The organism is Methylocystis sp. ATCC 49242 (genome assembly GCF_000188155.2).
Classification (GTDB): Bacteria; Pseudomonadota; Alphaproteobacteria; order Rhizobiales; family Beijerinckiaceae; genus Methylocystis.
Window position 1 is genome coordinate 1,563,323 of record NZ_KE124774.1, and the last position, 18,461, is coordinate 1,581,783.

The window sequence follows — 18,461 nt, forward strand, 5'->3', positions numbered from 1 at the left end:
TATGGAAGGGGATGTCCACCGCGCCGCAATCCACGCAAAATCTGCGCCTTCTCTTCGTTGGCGACGTTCTCGGCCGCTCCGGCAGGGCCGCGATCACCCGCTTCGTTCCGCGGCTGCGCGACAAATGGGCGCTGGATTTCGTTGTCGTTAATGGCGAGAACGCCGCCGCCGGCTTCGGAATCACGGAATCGATCTGCGAGGAGATGCTCGCCGCCGGCGTCGATTGCGTCACGCTCGGAAATCACGCCTTCGACCAGCGCGAAGCCCTCGTGTTCATCGAGCGTCAGCCCCGCCTGCTGCGCCCGGTGAATTACCCGGCCGGAACGCCTGGGCGCGGAGCCAATCTCTTCTCGGCGGCGCGCGGCCAGCAGGTGCTGGTCGTCAATCCGATGGGCCGCGTCTTCATGGACGCCATGGACGATCCCTTTGCGGCGATGGAGCGGGAAGTCGGCGCCTGCCCGCTGGGCGTCGGCTGCGACGCCATCATCGTCGACATGCACGCCGAGACCTCGAGCGAGAAAATGGCCATGGGTCATTTCCTCGACGGCCGCGCCTCGCTGGTTGTCGGCACCCACACCCATGTGCCGACCGCCGATACACAGATCCTGCCCGGCGGCACCGGCTACCAGACCGACGCTGGCATGACCGGAGATTATGATTCGGTCATCGGCATGGACAAGGAGGAGCCGCTTCGCCGCTTTCTGCGCAAGACGCCCGGCTCGCGCTATGAGCCCGCCCATGGCGAGGCCACGCTCTGCGGCGTCGCCGCCGAGATCGGCGCGGACGGCCTCGCGACAATGATCGCGCCGGTGCGGCTCGGCGGGCGTCTGCGGCAGGAATGGCCGCAGGACTGGGGCGCGCCGTAGAAGACGCGCCCGCGAGAGATCAACGCAGAAGCACGTAGCCGCGGCGCTGCAGGCAGCGATCCACCACCAGCCGGTAGTCGCTCGCCGCCATGTCGGCGCCAGCCGCCGCCTGGGCGCTTGCGGCGGCGCCCTGCGAACCGATCGCCGCGCCCGCAGCTTCCGCAGCGCCGCCGCCGGCCCAAAGGCCATTTGCCGCGCCGAGTCCGGGAACCGGCACGTAACGCGCGATGTTTCCAGCCGTCGCCAGCGCCGCGCCCGCCGTCGCCTGCTGCGCCCCGGCGGCCGCCTCCGCCGCGCCAGCCCGCGCGGCGTTCTCCTGCGGCGCCGCGCGATTGCGGCAGAAGGTCAGATCCTTCTCGTATTTCTTTTCCTTGAAGCCCCTCGCGTCGCGATCGACGAGCGGCTCATAGATCGCTGCTTCGCCCTGCTGCGCCGCAACCGGAGCGGCGGCGGCGAATGTCAACAGGCAGGCGAAACCGGTAAGCACGAACTTGCTTGAACGCATTTTTGTCAGCCCCCCACAGACCTCCTTCAGAGGTCCGAAACGCGGGAATCATAATTGCTTGGCTCAAGCATGTGAAGGCGGCGCCCCCGGGATGGCCCGCTCAGGGCCTCCCGCCACCTCGCCACTCCTTCACGACGGAAAGCGCATTCTGAATGTGCTTCGTCGAGCCGTTGTCCTCGACCGCCGAAAGAATTTTGCCCTCGGGCGAGATGACGTAGGAGATGCGATTGGCGAACACTGGCCCGGCGACCGGGACGCTGAAGGCCGCGTCATAGGCCTTGATGACCTTGAACTCCGGATCGGCGCCGACAGGGAACCTGTCTCGACATTCCGTTTTCGAGAACTCGCGCTGCGTCTCGATCTTGTCGCCGGAAACGCCGATCACGCTCGCGCCCATCGCCTCGAATTGCTCCATCGCCTCGGCGAATTCATGCGCCTCCACCGTGCAGACGCTCGTGAAGGACTTGGGATAGAAATACAGAACCACCGGCCCTTTCTTCAGCGCCTCGGCGAGAGAGAAGGTGAAATCCTTTCCGCCAAGGGCCGCCTTCACGGTGAAATCGGGCGCTGGCGCTCCCGGTTTCAGCGCCGCGAGGGCCGCGGTGGCGAAAAGCGCGAAGGCGAGTGACAAGGTCGTTGTTTTCATCGGGGGCTCCATGAGACACCGCGAAAACTAGGCCTTTGCCCGAGACCTTCAAGCGCGCGTCAGATATGGATCGCCCGACCGAAGGCGTCCAACACGCTTTCATGCATGGTTTCCGAAAGCGTCGGATGCGGGAAGACCGTGCGCATCAGCTCCTCCTCAGTCGTCTCCAGGTTCATGGCGATCACAAACCCCTGAATCAGCTCCGTCGCCTCGGCGCCGATGATATGCGCGCCGAGCAGCCGACCCGTCCGGGCGTCGAAGATCGTCTTCACCAGCCCCTCCGGCTCGCCGAGAGCGATGGCCTTGCCGTTGGCGAGATAGGGGAAGCGGCCGATTTTCAGCTCCAGCCCCTGCGCCTTCGCCTTCTCTTCCGTCAGGCCCACCGATGCGATCTGCGGATGGCAGTAGGTGCAGCCCGGCACGAGCGATTTGTCGAGCGGATGCGCGTCCTTGCCCGCAATCGCGTCGACGCAGGAGACGCCCTCATGCTCGGCCTTGTGGGCGAGCATCGGCCCGCCCGCGACGTCTCCGATGGCGTAGATCCCCGCGACATTGGTGCGGCCGAGCCCGTCGGTCTTGATGACCCCGCGCTCGACCTCGACGCCGAGCGCCTGCAGCCCGAGATTTTCGACATTGGCGACGACGCCCGCGGCTGAGAGGACCCGATCGAACGCAATCGACGTTGTCGCGCCATCAGCGCCCCTGAGCGTCGCAACGACGCTGTCCGCCTGCTTTTCGAGCCGCGCGACGGTTGTTGCGCTGTGGATGGCGACGCCCTGCTTCTCGAAACTCTTGCGCGCGAGGGCGGCGATCTCGGCGTCCTCGGCCGGCAGGATTTGCGGCAGCGCCTCGACCAGCGTCACCTCGACGCCGAAGGTGCGGTAGAAGGAGGCGAATTCGACGCCGATGGCGCCGCCGCCGACAACGAGCAGCGACGTGGGGAAGCGCTCGGGCTTCAACGCCTCGAAATATGTCCAGACGAGCCGTCCGTCGGGCTCGAGGCCAGGCAGCGCGCGCGGGCGCGCGCCGGTGGCGATGACGATATGCTTGGCCCGATAGGCGCCCTCCCCCAGCGTGTTCTTCGGCGCCGGCAGTTGCGGCGTCACCGGAGCCTTTTTCGGCGCGGCGACGCGCACCTCGCCCTTCCCGGTAAGCGTCGCTTCGCCCCAAATGACGTCGATCTTGTTCTTCTTCAGCAGGAAGCCCACGCCGGCGTTGAGTCGCCCTGCCGCCTCGCGGGAGCGCGCCACGATCCGTGCGGCGTCGAAGCCGGGGGCGGCGCCCGTGACGCCAAAGCGCTCGCCCTCTTTAGCGAGGCGATAGACTTCGGCCGAGCGCAGCAGCGCCTTTGTCGGGATGCAGCCCCAATTGAGACAGATTCCGCCGAGATGCTCGCGCTCGACGACCGCGGTTTTCAGGCCGAGCTGCGCGGCTCGAATCGCGGCCACATAGCCCCCCGGCCCGCCGCCGATGACAATGAGATCGTATGCCTCGCTCATGAGCCGCCCTCGCCGCGGCGCGATGCGCGCCGCTCGCCCCTGTTATCCGTCCGCGCCGCTGACGTCGAGGCGCGGGATCATACACGGGGATTTGGAGCTGCGTCGCCAGACAGGCGAGATGAGGCTCGGGAGAAAAAAAGCGCGTCGATGGCGAAGGGGAGGAGACCCTGGCGTCGACGCGCGCGGCGGTCGTAAGCATGTTCCTGGTTTACCGGGACCGCCGGGTTTGGTTCGGGCGTTCGACACGCACCGGAATGGGCCTCAAAACGGGCGCCGCTATCGTTCCGCGCTCCAGAGCCTCGATCAGCGCGCGCCACAGACTGCCCAGTGAAAATGTGTGTTTCCTAATCCTTTTCATGGTCGCTACTCCTGTAAGGACTACCTCAAGAGCAACCGCCGAAAAGCGTCGTTTGATCCATCATTTGTCAAAAATATTTTAGAACCGATCTAAAAAAGCCCCCGCCGGCGGACCGGCGAGGGCTGCTTAAATTCAGTTTTTACAGCAGCTTACGCAGCAGCCGGCAGAGCGCTCTTGGCCTGGGCGACGATCGCGGCGAAAGCCTCCGGCTTTTCGATCGCGAGCTGCGACAGCACCTTGCGGTCCACCGCGACGCCAGCCTTGGCGAGACCGTCGATGAAGCGCGAATAGGTCAGGCCATGCTCGCGGACGGCGGCGTTGAGGCGCTGGATCCACAGAGCGCGGAACACGCGCTTCTTCGCCTTGCGGTCGCGCGTAGCATATTGCATCGAGCGGTCGACCGCGGCCTTGGCGGTGCGAATGGTGTTCTTGCGGCGGCCGTAAAAACCCTTGGCGGCCTTGAGCGTCTTCTTGTGCTTGGCGTGGGACGTGACGCCCCGTTTTACGCGAGCCATGACGAAACTCCTCGATAGAATTCTGCGGTTGGGTTGGGACGGTTAGCCGTTCGGCAGGAAGTATTTCTTGATATTGTCGCCGTCGGTCTTGAACAGAACATTCGTCCCGCGCAGATTTCTGATCTGCTTGTTCGTGCGCTTGATCATGCCATGGCGCTTGCCCTGCTGGGCGTACACCACTTTTCCAGTGCCGGTGATCTTGAAGCGCTTCTTGGCGCCGGATTTCGTCTTCAGCTTGGGCATTTTGCTCTCCTGGGCCTTGGCCCTGTTTTTCTTGGCGCGTCCGACTGGGTCTGGACCTTGAGGACGCAATTCGCGCGAGCGAAAAAGAACCGCCACGGCAGCCCATCACTGGCCGGGCGGTTCTGAAGGAGGGCTTATAGGCGCAAGTCGTCCACAAAAGCAAGTGGCGCGCCGGTAGACGAGCGCCGCCACGACGACATATTTTGCGTCGCGGCCGGACCGGCGATCAACGTCGGCGCAGGGACAATAGTGTTCTGAGAGCAGGAAACGAGGGCTGACGAATGAACATACACGCATCGATGACGGAGGCGGCCGTCACGGCTGAATGTCCGGTCAATTCCCACAATGAATGGGATCCCCTGGAAGAGATCATCGTCGGCCGGCTGGAAGGCTCCACCATTCCGTCGGATCACCCCGTCGTCACCTGCAACATTCCCGGCATGGCGGCGCGCGCGCAGGCGCTGGCGGCCGGCTTCCGCTTTCCGAAATTCATGATCGAGCCCGCCCAGGAGGAACTCGACAATTTCATCAAGGTGCTCGAATCGCTCGGCGTCACCGTCACCCGGCCGGAAGCGTTCAACCACAAGGCCAAATTCTCGACGCCCCACTGGTCCTCGCGCGGCTTCTGCAACTCCTGCCCGCGCGACTCCATGCTCGTCATCGGCGACGAAATCCTCGAAACGCCCATGGCCTGGCCCTGCCGCTATTTCGAGACGCATTCCTACCGGCCGATCCTGAAGGACTATTTCCGCCGCGGCGCGCGCTGGACCTCGGCGCCCAAGCCCCAGCTCACCGACGAGCTGTTCGACCCGAATTTCAGGCTCCCCGAAAAGGGCGAGCCGATGCGCTACATCCTCACCGAATTCGAGCCGGTCTTCGACGCCGCCGACTTCTTCCGCTGCGGCCGCGACATCTTCGTCACCCGCTCGAACGTCACCAACGCCATGGGAATCGACTGGCTGCGGCGGCACCTTGGCGAGGGCTACCGCATTCACGAGATCAAGAGCCGCTGCCCGAACCCGATGCACATCGACACGACGATCCTGCCGCTCGGGCCGGGCAAGATCCTGATCAATCCGGAATACATCAACCCGGACGAACTGCCCGAGATCCTGAAGAAATGGGACATTCTCGTCGCGCCGGACCCGGACCCGATCGAGGACCGCATTCTCAAGATCACGTCCATGTGCGGCAAATGGCTGAGCATGAACATATTGATGGTCGACGAGAAGCGCATGATCGTCGACCCGCATCACACCAACATGATGCGGCAGGTGGAGAAATGGGGCTTCGAGCCGATCCCCGTCCCCTTCCTGCACTACGCGGCCTTCGGCGGCGCCTTCCATTGCGCGACGCTCGACGTGCGCCGCCGCGGAACGCTGGAGAGTTATTTCTAGGACAAATGTCCGGGGCGTATCAGCGAGACGAAAACGCAATCCTCGGGGCTTTCCGGCGCGGCCAGAGCCGGAAAGCCCTCAGGAGTTCGTCCCGAGACGAAGACCGATGATCCCGACGACGATAAAGATTATCGACGCCAGTCGCCAGGGCGTCGTCGGTTCGTTGAACAGATAGACGCCGACCAGCGTGACGGCGGCGACGCTGCCGCCTGTCCAGACGGCATAGGCGGTGCCGGCGGGAATGGTTTTCACCGCAAGACCGAGACAGCCGACGCTCGCGATCATGAAAAACAGCATGATCACCGACGGCCAGAAGCGAGTGAAACCGTCGGCGTATTTCATGCCCACGAGCCACCCGACTTCGCAAAGACTGCCAATCATCAGAATGACCCAGTCCATTTCGTAATGCCCTCGTTCGATCGGCGCGAATCTCCGCCCGTGGCCTTGTTGGCGTTCTACGCCCTGCCGCGTCAAGGACCAAGGTTGAGCCGGGTCGTTTGAATTTCCCGGCCCGCGCCCCAGATAGATGGTCGTCGAACTCGCCGCCAAGAGGCCGCTCATGAGAAAAATTGTCGGCGTCTATCCTGCGCCTGCCGGCGTGCGCTGGGTCGGGGACGGTTTTCCGGTGCGCTCGCTCTTCTCCCATCATGAACATGGCGCGCGCGTCAGTCCGTTCCTGCTGTTCGATTATGCCGGGCCCGCCGATTTTTCGCCGACCGGACATCGGCGCGGGGTCGGCCAGCATCCCCATCGCGGATTCGAGACCGTGACGATCGTCTATGATGGAGAGGTAACGCATCGCGACTCGACCGGCGCCGGCGGTCTCATCGGACCGGGCGACGTGCAATGGATGACGGCCGGCTCCGGCGTTTTGCACGAGGAATATCATTCCGAGGCTTTCGCGCGCTCGGGCGGGCGTTTTGAAGTCGTGCAACTCTGGGTCAATCTGCCGGCGCGCGACAAGATGACGGCGCCGCGCTACCAGACGCTGCTCGACAAGGACATTCCGCGAGTCGAGCTGCCGGAAGGCGCCGGCGTCCTTCGCGTGATCGCAGGCGAATATGACGGAGTCAAAGGCCCTGCCCGGACTTTCACGCCGATCGACATCTGGGACATTCGGCTCGACAAGGGCGAAGCGGCGAATTTCACGCCGCATGAAGGCCATTCGCTGATAATCGTCGTGCTCGGCGGCGCGATAGAGATCAACGGACAGGCCAGGGCGAAGGAAGCCGAGGTGGTCGTCTTCGAAATGGGCGGCGGAGCGTTGAGCCTGTCGGCGCTGGCCGACACGAAGCTCCTTCTCCTTAGCGGCGAGCCGATCGACGAGCCCGTTGCGCAGCAAGGCCCTTTCGTGATGAACACGGCTGAAGAGATCAAGACGGCGTACGCCGATTACGAGTCGGGTCGTTTCGGCGCCATCGCGCCGCAAGACGCCTGATTAAACGGCGCCGCGCCGTTCGATCGGGCGCGGCGAGAGACGCAGCTCCTCGAGGGTTAGGGCAAGCCGCGAGAAATCCACGGGTTTCGTGAGAAAGGCGTCGACGCCGGCGGCGCGCGCGGCGCTTTCGTCTTCCTCCTGCGCGCTCGCTGTCAGCGCAAGGATCGGCGTCCTCGGCGCGCCGGCGCGCGCCTCGGCGTCGCGAATGCGTCGCGTCGCCTCGCGGCCATCGAGCTCGGGCATGAAGAGATCCATGACGATGACGTCGAAAGGCGGCGACGCGTCGCCAATCGCCGCCCGGACCAACTCCACCGCCTCGGCGCCGTTGCGCGCGCGCGTCACGCTCGCGCCGAGCTTTTCGAGATGACGGGTCAGAATGAGCGCGTTGACGTCATTGTCCTCGGCGACGAGGGCGTTGAGGCCGGCAAGCGCGCGGACAGGTTCGGCGGTTTCGTGTTTCGGCGCGTCGATGCCCGCCGGCGAAAGGCGCGCGACGAGAGAGGCGATTCGGACAGGCTTGACCAGCCATCCGTCGAAATCGCGCAAGGCGGCCTCGCCGAATGCGCGCCGCTCCAGCGGCGAGAAAAGTAGAAACAGGCGCCGCGCCCCGGCCGCGCGCGCCGCCTGCGCGAGACGCGACGTGACGGGCGCGCCCAGGGCGCAATCGACGATCACCACATCGAGCGGCGGCGCGGCCGTCCGTTCGAGGCGGGCGATTCCCGCCGCTTCCCCCCCGGCGACCTCCGCGTCCGCGCCCGCCGATCGCAGGCTGCTCGCGAGATAGGGCGCCTCGAACAGGCTCAAGGCGATGATCAGCGCGCGGCGTCCCGCGAGCGGCCTGGGAGAATCCATCTTCGTCCGCGGCGGAGCGGGCAGCGTGAACGCAAAAGTGGATCCTTCCGGAGATGTGACTGCGAGCGTCAACACGCCGCCCATCTGCGCGACGAGGCGGCGTGAGATGGCGAGGCCGAGACCCGTGCCGCCGTGTCGGCGCGTCTCCGAGGCGTCGCCCTGCTCAAACTCCTCGAAGATCGCGGCGCGCGCCGCCTCTGGCACGCCCGACCCGGTGTCCTGCACTTCGAATCTCAGCATCTCGCCGTCGCGCCCGACTTTGACGCCGACGCCGCCGTGATCGGTGAAATTGACCGCATTGCCGATAAGATTGACCAGCACCTGCCGAAGCCGCGCCGGATCGCCCTCCATCTCCTGCGGCGCCTCCGGCGCAATATGGCTGGCGATTTCAAGCCCCTTTGCGAGTGCGCGGGGCGCGAGTAATTCGACTACGCCTTCAACGAGCGGCGCGAGCGCGAATGTTTCGCGCCTCAATTCGAGTTTGCCCGCCTCGATCTTCGAAAAATCGAGTATGTCGTCGATGAGTTGCGCCAGCGAGCGGCTCGAATCATTGATCGCCTCGACATAGCTCGCCTGCTCGGCGTCGAGACGCGTCATCGCGAGAAGCTGCGCGAGACCCATGACGCCATTCAACGGCGTGCGGATCTCGTGGCTGACAGTGGCGAGAAAGCGCGACTTGGCGAGGCTCGCGGCCTCCGCCCTGTCGCGCGCGGCGGCGGCGGCGCGCAGTTCCCAAATTTCATCGCGCAGGCGTTCGAGCTCAGATTCGACCTGGCCACGACCGCGCTTTCGGGCCGCGACGAAGATCGAGACGGCGAGCAGCGTAACGACAAGCTGCGCCGCGACAAGAATCAGAATGTCCTTCGCGCTCATTCTTCAACCATCAGGCCGCGATCCTTCCAGCCGCAAGCCCCGCGCGGTAGGAGAGCGCCTCCGCAAGATGCGGGCGCGCGACCTGAGCGGCCCCGTCGAGATCGGCGATGGTGCGCGCAAGTTTCAGCACGCGGTGAAATCCTCTCGCCGAAAGCGCGAAACGGTCGGAAGCCTCGCGAATCAGCGTCGTCCCCGCGGCGTCGAGCATGGCGACGCGCTCGATGACGGCGGCTGGCGCGGCGGCGTTGGCGGCGACGCCCGGCAGACCCAGCGCGTCATAGCGGTCGCGCTGCAGCGCGCGGGCGCGTCCGACGCGAGCGGCGACCTCGCGCGACCCTTCCGATGGCGGCGGCAGCACCAGATCGGCGGCGGTGACGGCCGGAACTTCAATTTGAAGGTCGAAACGGTCCAGCAAGGGGCCGGACAGGCGCGCCTGATATTGCGCGACGCAGCGCTCGTTGGGCTGGCGGCGACAGGCGTAGCCCGGATCGAGCGCGTGACCGCATCGGCAGGGGTTCATCGCGGCGACAAGCTGGAAACGCGCGGGATAGACGGCGCGATGATTGGCGCGCGAGACGGCGACCTCGCCGGTTTCGAGCGGCTGGCGGAGACTGTCGAGCGCCTGCGGCTGAAACTCCGGCAATTCGTCGAGAAACAGCACGCCATTATGGGCCAGCGAAATTTCGCCAGGCTTCGCATGCGTTCCTCCGCCGACGAGCGCAGGCATCGAGGCCGAGTGATGCGGCGCGCGGAAGGGACGCCGATCGGTGAGTTCGCCGCCGGCGATCTGCCCGGCGACGGAATGGATCATCGAGACCTCGAGCAGCTCGCGCGGCGTAAGCGGCGGCAGGATCGACGGCAGACGCGCGGCCAACATGGATTTGCCGGCCCCGGGCGGCCCGCTCATGAGAAGATTGTGACCGCCGGCGGCGGCGATCTCCAGCGCGCGCTTGGCGCTCTCCTGCCCCTTGATGTCGGCGAGGTCGGGAAGGTCGGCGGCGAGCGCGCGCACTGCCGGTTCGGGCCGCGCGAGCGCCTGCGTTCCCTTCATGTGATTGACGAGCTGGATGAGCGAACGCGGCGCCAGCACCTCCATGTCGCGCGACGCCCATGCGGCCTCCGGACCACATTCGCGCGGGCAGATCAGCCCCTGCCCCCGCGAGTTGGCGGCCACCGCCGCCGGCAACACGCCCGCGACCGGGGTCAACGTTCCATCGAGCGCGAGTTCGCCGAGCACGACGAAACCGTCGAGCGCGTCCGAAGGAATGGCGCCGATCGCCGCCATGACGCCCAGCGCAATGGGAAGATCGTAATGGCTCCCCTCCTTCGGCATGTCCGCGGGCGCGAGATTGACCGTAATGCGCTTCGCGGGCAGGGCGAGCCCGGAGGCGATGAGCGCGGCGCGCACGCGCTCCCGCGATTCGGCGACGGCCTTGTCCCCAAGGCCAACGACGTTGAAGACAACGGAGCCGCTCGTGATTTGCACCTGCACGTCGACTGGCCGCGCCTCGACGCCTTCGAATGCGACCGTCGCAACTCTCACCGCCATGACCTGCGCTCCGAAAAATTCGGCAAAGCCTGAAACAGCACCAAAGTAGCGTTCAAGCTTTTCACGCGCAAGAACAATGTGAGAACGCCTCATGTGGCTCGAGGGTCCCGGACCGTCGCGCCGCGGCGGATTCATTGGCGCGGCAGTTGCCGAGAAGACAAAATTGTTTAGGCTCCTCTCGACTCGAAGGTTTATCCAGAAGGAGGCCATACTATGCGAAATCTTTTGTGGAGAAGCTCTGCGGCAATGGTTTTCACGGCTGCGACGCTCGGTTCTGCGCCTTCCGCGAGCGCCGCGCAATGCGGCAACGGCCCCGGCGGTTTCGAGCGCTGGAAGCAGGATTTCGCCGAAGAAGCGCGCGCCAGCGGACACGGACCGGGCGCGATCGACGCCCTGATGGGAACCCATTATAATACAGCTACCATCTCGGCCGATCGCGGCCAGAAAAGTTTCCGCCTCTCGCTCGATCAGTTCATGGCCAAACGCGGCGCCTCGGCCATCGTCGCGCGGGGGCGTTCGCTCAAGCGCTCCCAGGCGGCGCTGTTTTCGTCAATTCAGCAACGCTACGGGGTCCCGCCGGGACCGCTTCTGGCCATCTGGGGCATGGAGACGGGGTTCGGCGCCGTGCTAGGGAATCAGCACGCGCTCTCGGCTATTGCGACGCTGGCCTATGACTGCCGCCGGTCGGATTATTTCACGGACCAGCTGAACGCAGCGCTCACGCTGATCGATCACGGAACGCTGTCGCCAAACGCGCGCGGGTCCATGCACGGCGAGATCGGTCAGACGCAATTCCTGCCCAAGAATATCCTCAACTACGGCGGCGGCGGCAATCTCGACAACGCGGGCGCCGCGCTTTCCGCGACGGCGAATTTCCTCCGGGCTCACGGGTGGCGTCCGGGCGCAGGATATCAGCCCGGCGAGCCCAATTTCGATGCGATTCAGGCTTGGAACGCCGCTTCGGTCTACCAACGGGCCATCGCCATTATTGGCCGTCAGATCGATGGCGGGGGCGGCGAGTCCGATTGATCCTTCGGGAGCGGGAGCACGCGCGATTCGGTGCGCAAATCTGAAAGGGTTTGCGCACCGTTGATATAGAACACGGTTTGGCCGGGCGCTCTCTCTTGAATTATCTCTGAAATCTCAGAGAGCCCGCTATTGCCCTCTCTCGCGAACTCGCCAGAAGGGAGCAAGTGGTCGCGCCGGCAAATCTTCGCCGGCGCTAACGGAGCGGCTACTCGGCGGCGGCGCGATAATTGTCAGCGTCGTCCGGATCGTCCTTCGCCTTGCCGGCGCTCGGCTTGTCCGGACTTTCCGCCTCCCCATCCTGATTTGCCGTCGTCTCTCCATGGTCTGCGCCTTGTGGGTCGGCGTCATCCCCGAGTCCCGAATCGGAAAGGGGCGGCGGCGATTTGAAGGCTGCGGCGGCGGTCGCGATCTGCGGCGGCGGGTTGCGCCTGCGGTGGACGAGATAAATGCCTGCGACCGCCAGCACGCCGAGACCCATCATCAGATAGACTGGCAGATCGCGCATGAAAGTCTTGTCGACGGAGAATGGGAAGCGCGACACCCAACGCTCGCCATGCTCGCCGATCACGGTCACGATGCCGACGAAATAGCCGGGCTCGTTGAAAGTATGCTCGAAATTGATCGTGCCGGTCGGATAGATCTTCGGCTCGCGGTAAGCCACGGTCACCGCTTCAAGATTTTCGTTTTCCTTTTCCTCGCCGCCGACGTCCTTGACGATGCGCAGCTCAACCTTCATGTCTCGCAGCTCGGCCTGCTCGGCGTCGAGCACCATGATCATCGGGCCGGTCGAGGGGATGTCTTCGCAAAATTCGTTCTTGGAGGCCTCGGGCAAATAACCGGTGAAATTCATGATGTCGGGGCCGATGAACAGGCGGCACCGACCCTCAGCGGCGCCAAGCCGCCCATGCGCCTCGGCCGGCGCAGCAGCCGCGCCCGCGACGACAAGAAGAGCTGTGGCGGCCAGAAGCCGGAGCGGATCACGGCAACTCATCGTCGGAGCACCCGACAACGCGCCTCGCACCGATCTGCCGAACGATAAGACGAGGCGCGACATTCTCTCATTCAGTCTACTGAACTGAGCAGATTCATCGTCACGCATATTCTCCTCCTGGTCTTCGTGCGACAAGGACACGCGACACTTGGGGTTTGCTTCGCGCCGCGTTTTGCCCTCACCGCGGCCGTGAGGGTCGGACGACGCCGTTGTCGAATGTTACCGCATTCTTGCGCGACAGCAAGGGTGCGACAATCGGTCATCTATACCGCTCTGCACTAATCACGCAGCCGGAAAGCTGGCCTGTCGGCATTCAAATTTCGCCATTCCTACAACAAATAAGCCGTCGTAGCCCGATCGGAAGGGTTTTTGCGCCGCTTTCGCTTGTGCGAAAGGCGGCGGCGCGGGCGCCCCCGAAAACGGGGGCCGAGGGATGTCGAAAGCGGACGATCGCCGGAACGATTAAGCCAAGTATTACCTTAACAAGAGTTCATCCGAGCCCGCCTTGTCACCCAGTTTGGACCAAGCCATATTGCAGGTAGCCAGAGAGGCTAAGGCCACAGCGCGTCGGTAAAGTCCGGGCGACTGGCCATGGAGATCGAGAGGGTCACAATGTCAAACTACGACCGCAACACGAGCTTCGGCTACGGCCGCGGGGTCGCTCGGTCAACGACGGCCGAGATCGACGAGGGGCTGCGCGCCTATATGCTCGGCGTTTATAATTACATGACGATCGGCCTTGCCGTCACGGGCCTGGTCGCGCTCGGCACCTACATGCTTTCGGTGGCCAAGGTCGGCGCCGGCCAGATCATTCTGACCCCATTCGGCCAGATGATCTTCACCTCGCCGCTGCGTTGGGTGATCATTCTGTCGCCGCTCGCCTTCGTGATGTTCCTCGGCGCGCGCGCCACCACCATGTCGGCGGCGACGGCCCGCAATCTGTTCTTCGCCTTCGCGGCGGTGATGGGCCTTTCGATGTCGTCCATCCTGCTGGTCTTCACCGGCGCGTCGATTGCGCGGATATTCTTCATCACCGCAGCCGCTTTCGGCGGCCTCAGCCTTTATGGCTACATGACGAAGCGGGATCTGTCGGCATTCGGCTCCTTCCTGGTGATGGGCGTGTGGGGCCTTGTCATCGCCGGACTCGTCAATCTGTTCCTGCAGTCCACCGGCTTGCAGTTCGCCCTGTCGATCATTGCGGTTCTGGTCTTCGCCGGCCTGACCGCCTGGGATACGCAGAACATCAAGGACATGTATTACGAGGGCGACGGCTATGAAGTCGCGCAGAAGAAGAGCGTGTTCGGAGCCCTCTCGCTCTATCTCGACTTCATCAACATGTTCCAGTCGCTGCTGTATCTGTTCGGCCAGCGCAACGACTGATCCGCCCCGCGATCGTGAAAAGCCCCGCTTCGGCGGGGCTTTTTTGTTGGCCGCTATTCGGCGCCGACCAGTTTCAACCCGCGATCGAGCACGCGAATGACGCGTGCGAGATCATGCCCGCGGCGCATGACGAGGCCGGTGGCGGCGATGACGGCATAGGCGCCCTGCCGACGCGCGAGTTCGGGATTTTTCTCGATACGGTAGAGCGGCGCCTCGCTCGAGCGGCGGAAGATGGAGAAGACGGCCTTCGCCGGCGTGAAGTCCAGCGCGTAATCCCGCCACTCTCCGGCGGCGACTTTCGCGCCATACAGATTGAAGAGCATGTTCAATTCGCGCCGATCGAAAGATACTGGCGCGTAGCTGCGCGCTTCGCCTCGTCCGCGATTCTGCTCGCCCCGTTGCGCGCGGCCGGCGCCCGCCACCACGACGAGGGCGGGCCGGGAGGGGCTGGGCTCCGTCGTCTCCGACTCCGCCATGCAACGATTCTCCTCGAACCTCCTCATGTTCGCGCGATGCGACGCCGGGGGCAAGCCTTTCATGTCAGCCTCGTGACAATAATTGCGGCGATCGGCGCGGCCTTAGCAAATTGGAAAGGAAAAATCACATTTCCGCCGGTATTGAGCCCCTTGCAGGCCAAACGATGTAGACAATATCTACGTGTTGCCCCGACAGGCTTCGCGATGGGCGTTTCCGGTTTTCGTCAGCCCCCCAGCCCCCCGGAATCGCGCGGCGCGAGGATCCTGAGCTATCGTGGCGATGGGCGGGTCGGCCGGGATATTCCCGCGCCGGCTCGTCTGCCCGGCAGATCCGGGACAGCGTGCCGATTCGGCGTTCACAGCCGGCGGTCAGGCGTTTTTTCCAAAGCTCCGGACTTGCAAAATCGTCACGAATAACGAACTCAAGGGCGCGGCCGATTGCGGCCCATTTTCCCCCTTTTATCGTTCTCTCCCGGGATGGAGAGGAATCTTCTTCTGGAGACGCCATGACTGACGACGCTGCTTCCGCCGACGCCGCTTCCCTGTCGCGCGAGCCGAGCGAAGCCGCCAATTTCGGCTTCGAGGCGGATGTCACGCAGCTCCTGGAGCTGATGACGCATTCCGTATATTCGGAGCGCGAGGTGTTCCTGCGCGAGCTGATCTCGAACGCGGCCGACGCCTGCGAGAAACTGCGCTACGAATCGCTTTCCAACGAGAAACTCGCCGCGATGGCGGGCGCGCCGCTGGTGACGATCTCGCTCGACAAGGAGAAACGCACCATAACCGTCGCCGACAATGGTGTCGGCATGTCGCGTGACGAGCTCATCAGCGCGCTCGGCGCGATCGCCAATTCCGGCACGCGCGCTTTCCTCGAAAAGATCGGCAAGGAAGGGAGGGACGCGGGGTCGTCCCTCATCGGCCGATTCGGCGTAGGCTTCTATTCGGTGTTCATGGTCGCCGACAATGTCGAGGTTGCGACGCGCCGCGCCGGCGAGGACAAGGCCTGGCTGTGGACCTCGCAGGGCAAGGGCACATATTCGATCGCGCCGCTCGCGCTCGAAGACGCGCCGCCGGTCGGCGCGCGCGTGACGCTGCATCTCAATTCCGAAAGCGACGAATTCCTCGAGCCGTGGCGCATCGAGAGCATCGTGCGCGAACATTCCGGCGCCGTCTCGACGCCGATCGATCTCGTCGAGGAGCCAGGCAAGGAGCCGCGGCGCATCGCCGACGGCGTCGCGCTGTGGACGAAGCCGAAATCGGAGATCACGGAGGAGCAGTATCTCGACTTCTACCGGCAATTGTCCGGCCAGTTCGACGAACCCGCCCTCACCGTGCACTGGCGCGCGGAAGGCCGCACGGAATATACGGTCCTTGCCTTCATTCCGGGCAGCCGGCCATTCGATCTCTTCGATCCGGGGCGCAAGAGCAAATCGAAGCTCTATGTCCGCCGCGTGCTGATCTCGCGCGAGGTGGACTTGATGCCGGCGTGGCTGCGTTTCGTGCGCATCGTCGTCGACAGCGCCGACATTCCGCTCAACGTCTCGCGCGAGATGGTTCAGAAAAGTCCCGTCATCGCCTCAATCGGCAAGGCGGTCGCGACGCGCATCCTTCAGGAGCTGACGAAGCTCGCGGAAAATGAGCCGGAGAAATTCGCGAAAGTCTGGGAGAACTTCGGCGCCGTTCTGAAGGAGGGCCTGCATGAGGATCCCAGCCGTCGCGACGGTCTTTTCGCCATCGCGCGCTTCGCTTCGACGAAGTCCGAGGGGAAGACGCGCACGCTGAAGGATTACGTGGCCGATCTGCGCGAGAACCAGACGGCTATTTATTATATCGCCGGCGACGATGCGAAGCGCCTTGCCGCGAGCCCGCAGCTCGAAGGATTCCGAGCGCGCGGAATCGAGGTGCTGCTGCTCGACGACGCGGTCGATTCCTTCTGGGTCACGAGCGCGCTGGGCTTCGATGGCAAGCCTTTCAAATCGGTGACGCAGGGTCAGGCCGACATCGATTCGATTGCGCTTCTCGACGAGCCGAAGGAAGACGCGACTCCGGCGACGGAAGTCGGCGACCTTGTCGCCGCGCTGAAGGAAACGCTCGCCGAAAATATCGAGGACGTGCGCGTCTCGACACGATTGACGGAAAGCGCCGCCTGCCTCGTCGCCTCCGACAGGGGACTTGACCGGCAACTGGAACGAATCCTCGCGGAGAGCGGACAGAAATCGATGTTCGGCAAGCCGGTGCTGGAGATCAATCCAAGGCATGCGGCCATTGCCGCGCTTGCCGCAAATCTGCGCGACAAGGGCCGCGAAGGCGCCAAGGATGGACTCTATATGCTGCTCGATCTCGCGCGCGTCGCGGATGGCGAAACGCCGGTCGATCCGGTGGCCTTCACGCGGCGACTGAGCGCTCTCATCGCGAAAGACGCGTAAAGGCAATGGACGCAGGCGGCGGCGCAATGACGACATCCGAAGCGCGCGAGGAAACGCCCACGCGCGCTCAGGCCATTGCGCAGGTCGCTAAATTTCTGGTCGCCGGCGGCGTGGAAGAAACGCAAGCGCATGACGATGCGCGCGCGCTGCTGCGCGCCGCCGCCGATCTTTCGAGACTCGAACTCGCCATGCGACCGCAGGCGCCGCTCGCGGAGGAGCATGCGGACGCGCTTTCGCACTATGCCGCGCGCCGCGCCGCGCGCGAGCCCGTGTCGCGCATTCTCGGCGAACGCGGCTTCTGGACGCTCGATCTTCTCGTCGCCCCCGATGTGCTCGATCCACGTCCCGATACGGAAACGCTGATCGAGACGACGCTCGACCTGATCGGCGAGAAACGCAACGAACCGCTTTCAATTCTCGATCTGGGCACGGGCTCCGGAGCCATCGTCTGCGCGCTGCTCAGCGAATTGCCGAGGGCGCGCGCGGTGGCGGTCGACCTTTCCCCGCAGGCCTGCGCAGCGGCGGCGAATAATCTCGCGCGTTGCGGATTTTCGAATCGCGCAAGCGTGATGCGCGGCAGATGGGCGGCGGCGCTATCGGAGCGGTTCGACATCATCGTCTCCAACCCGCCCTATGTGCGCGCGGGAGAAATCCCCCAGCTCGACCCAGAGGTGCGGCTTCATGATCCGGCGCTTGCGCTCGACGGCGGCATCGACGGGCTCGACTGCTACCGGGAGATCATCGACGATCTGCCACGGCTCGTCGCGGACGACGGACTCGTGGCTTTCGAAGTCGGCTCAGATCAGGCGGTGAGCGTCGCTTCGCTTCTCGGCGCGCAGGGATTCGGCGTCGAACGCGTCGGCCGCGACCTTGGCGGGCATGAAAGGGTCGTGGCGGCGCGGCGCGCGCGGTCGCGGTCGTGACATATTAGCTACAGTGCGCGGTTTTTCTGCCCTTTCCCGCGCACGCGCCCTTGGCGGCGGGGAAGCGAGTCACTATAGTCAAATCAAATCCAGCTGATCGTCGACATCGAGATAGGGGTCTCGAAAAATCCGGCTTCGCCGCGTGAGCGGAAGCCAAGGACCAGCCGGCAAAAAGCCGGTGTCGAAGCTGACATGATCCCGGCGGAATGAGGCGACAAGAATTTGTCGCGACGCGCATCAATTTGAAGCTGCGCGTGACGTGTGACCGCCACGGACGTTTGTCGCTCGCTCGACCTGCGGCGCGGGCCGCGGGCGACGCGCACGGTAAGTGCAGCGGGCGGAACGACGGCAATTTTGGGAATACGCAAGGTGGGGCGCGCGCAGACGCCTTGCGCCGCGCGCGAAGGATCGGAAAGGCCGGCCGTGCCGACGGTACTTTCAAGTCTGCGGATGAATGAAGCGACGCAGCGGACCGTCAAAGAGCGAAACAACGCA

17 protein-coding genes are annotated in these 18,461 nt (G+C 64.4%); 7 read left to right on the plus strand and 10 right to left on the minus strand.

All coding sequences use genetic code 11. The annotated features are described in order from the left end of the window. The first annotated feature begins 41 nt into the window (after window positions 1-41). A complete protein-coding gene (locus tag MET49242_RS09720; RefSeq protein ID WP_036287580.1) occupies window positions 42-866 on the plus strand; it encodes a TIGR00282 family metallophosphoesterase in 825 nt (274 codons plus the stop codon). Window positions 867-885: 19 nt separating this feature from the next. Here MET49242_RS09720 and MET49242_RS09725 read toward each other — a convergent pair whose 3' ends face one another. The 5 genes from MET49242_RS09725 to rpmI form a co-directional block, all read right to left on the minus strand. After that, complete coding sequence (locus MET49242_RS09725; RefSeq protein WP_051134106.1) at window positions 886-1,371, minus strand: hypothetical protein; 486 nt, start codon at window positions 1,369-1,371, stop codon at window positions 886-888. A gap of 100 nt (window positions 1,372-1,471) precedes the next feature. Continuing rightward, complete coding sequence (locus tag MET49242_RS09730) at window positions 1,472-2,017, minus strand: peroxiredoxin (RefSeq protein ID WP_036282650.1); 546 nt, start codon at window positions 2,015-2,017, stop codon at window positions 1,472-1,474. Window positions 2,018-2,076: 59 nt separating this feature from the next. Then, a complete protein-coding gene (gene lpdA, locus MET49242_RS09735; RefSeq protein ID WP_036282651.1) occupies window positions 2,077-3,516 on the minus strand; it encodes a dihydrolipoyl dehydrogenase in 1,440 nt (479 codons plus the stop codon). 507 nt (window positions 3,517-4,023) lie between these two features. Next, window positions 4,024-4,389: a 50S ribosomal protein L20 gene (rplT, locus tag MET49242_RS09740; protein WP_036282652.1), complete on the minus strand. Its 366-nt coding sequence runs from the start codon at window positions 4,387-4,389 to the stop codon at window positions 4,024-4,026. Window positions 4,390-4,431: 42 nt separating this feature from the next. Next, the gene (gene rpmI, locus MET49242_RS09745) at window positions 4,432-4,632 is read right to left on the minus strand and encodes a 50S ribosomal protein L35 (protein ID WP_036287582.1); all 201 of its coding nucleotides are present in this window, start codon (window positions 4,630-4,632) and stop codon (window positions 4,432-4,434) included. A 281-nt stretch (window positions 4,633-4,913) separates the two neighbouring features. Here rpmI and MET49242_RS09750 point away from each other — a divergent pair, with 281 nt between their 5' ends. Continuing rightward, complete coding sequence (locus MET49242_RS09750; protein ID WP_036282653.1) at window positions 4,914-6,029, plus strand: amidinotransferase; 1,116 nt, start codon at window positions 4,914-4,916, stop codon at window positions 6,027-6,029. A gap of 78 nt (window positions 6,030-6,107) precedes the next feature. Here MET49242_RS09750 and MET49242_RS09755 read toward each other — a convergent pair whose 3' ends face one another. Next, window positions 6,108-6,428 carry a multidrug efflux SMR transporter gene (locus MET49242_RS09755; RefSeq protein ID WP_036287583.1) on the minus strand — a complete coding sequence of 107 codons (321 nt, stop codon included), beginning with the start codon at window positions 6,426-6,428 and terminating at the stop codon, window positions 6,108-6,110. Window positions 6,429-6,588: 160 nt separating this feature from the next. On the opposite strand from MET49242_RS09755, the gene MET49242_RS09760 reads away from it, so the two are divergent. After that, window positions 6,589-7,467: a pirin family protein gene (locus tag MET49242_RS09760; RefSeq protein WP_036287584.1), complete on the plus strand. Its 879-nt coding sequence runs from the start codon at window positions 6,589-6,591 to the stop codon at window positions 7,465-7,467. Here MET49242_RS09760 and MET49242_RS09765 read toward each other — a convergent pair whose 3' ends face one another. Continuing rightward, complete coding sequence (locus MET49242_RS09765; RefSeq protein WP_036282654.1) at window positions 7,468-9,192, minus strand: ATP-binding protein; 1,725 nt, start codon at window positions 9,190-9,192, stop codon at window positions 7,468-7,470. It abuts the gene before it with no gap. A 10-nt stretch (window positions 9,193-9,202) separates the two neighbouring features. Next, complete coding sequence (locus tag MET49242_RS09770; protein ID WP_036287585.1) at window positions 9,203-10,741, minus strand: YifB family Mg chelatase-like AAA ATPase; 1,539 nt, start codon at window positions 10,739-10,741, stop codon at window positions 9,203-9,205. A 246-nt stretch (window positions 10,742-10,987) separates the two neighbouring features. Between MET49242_RS09770 and MET49242_RS09775 the strand changes: the two genes are divergently transcribed. After that, window positions 10,988-11,770 carry a lytic transglycosylase domain-containing protein gene (locus tag MET49242_RS09775; RefSeq protein WP_244430775.1) on the plus strand — a complete coding sequence of 261 codons (783 nt, stop codon included), beginning with the start codon at window positions 10,988-10,990 and terminating at the stop codon, window positions 11,768-11,770. 205 nt (window positions 11,771-11,975) lie between these two features. Here the strand turns inward: MET49242_RS09775 and MET49242_RS23305 are convergent, their stop codons facing one another. Then, a complete protein-coding gene (locus MET49242_RS23305) occupies window positions 11,976-12,761 on the minus strand; it encodes a hypothetical protein (protein ID WP_244430776.1) in 786 nt (261 codons plus the stop codon). A 612-nt stretch (window positions 12,762-13,373) separates the two neighbouring features. Here MET49242_RS23305 and MET49242_RS09785 point away from each other — a divergent pair. Further along, window positions 13,374-14,141 carry a Bax inhibitor-1/YccA family protein gene (locus MET49242_RS09785; protein ID WP_036282657.1) on the plus strand — a complete coding sequence of 256 codons (768 nt, stop codon included), beginning with the start codon at window positions 13,374-13,376 and terminating at the stop codon, window positions 14,139-14,141. Window positions 14,142-14,194: 53 nt separating this feature from the next. Here MET49242_RS09785 and MET49242_RS09790 read toward each other — a convergent pair whose 3' ends face one another. Continuing rightward, the gene (locus MET49242_RS09790) at window positions 14,195-14,617 is read right to left on the minus strand and encodes a DUF2794 domain-containing protein (protein ID WP_036287587.1); all 423 of its coding nucleotides are present in this window, start codon (window positions 14,615-14,617) and stop codon (window positions 14,195-14,197) included. A gap of 506 nt (window positions 14,618-15,123) precedes the next feature. On the opposite strand from MET49242_RS09790, the gene htpG reads away from it, so the two are divergent. Both htpG and prmC read left to right on the plus strand, forming a co-directional pair. Further along, entirely contained in the window at window positions 15,124-17,043 is a 1,920-nt protein-coding gene (gene htpG, locus MET49242_RS09795; protein WP_036282659.1) for a molecular chaperone HtpG, read from the plus strand. A 26-nt stretch (window positions 17,044-17,069) separates the two neighbouring features. Next, entirely contained in the window at window positions 17,070-17,966 is an 897-nt protein-coding gene (gene prmC, locus MET49242_RS09800) for a peptide chain release factor N(5)-glutamine methyltransferase (protein ID WP_036287588.1), read from the plus strand. The last annotated feature ends 495 nt before the right edge of the window (window positions 17,967-18,461 follow it).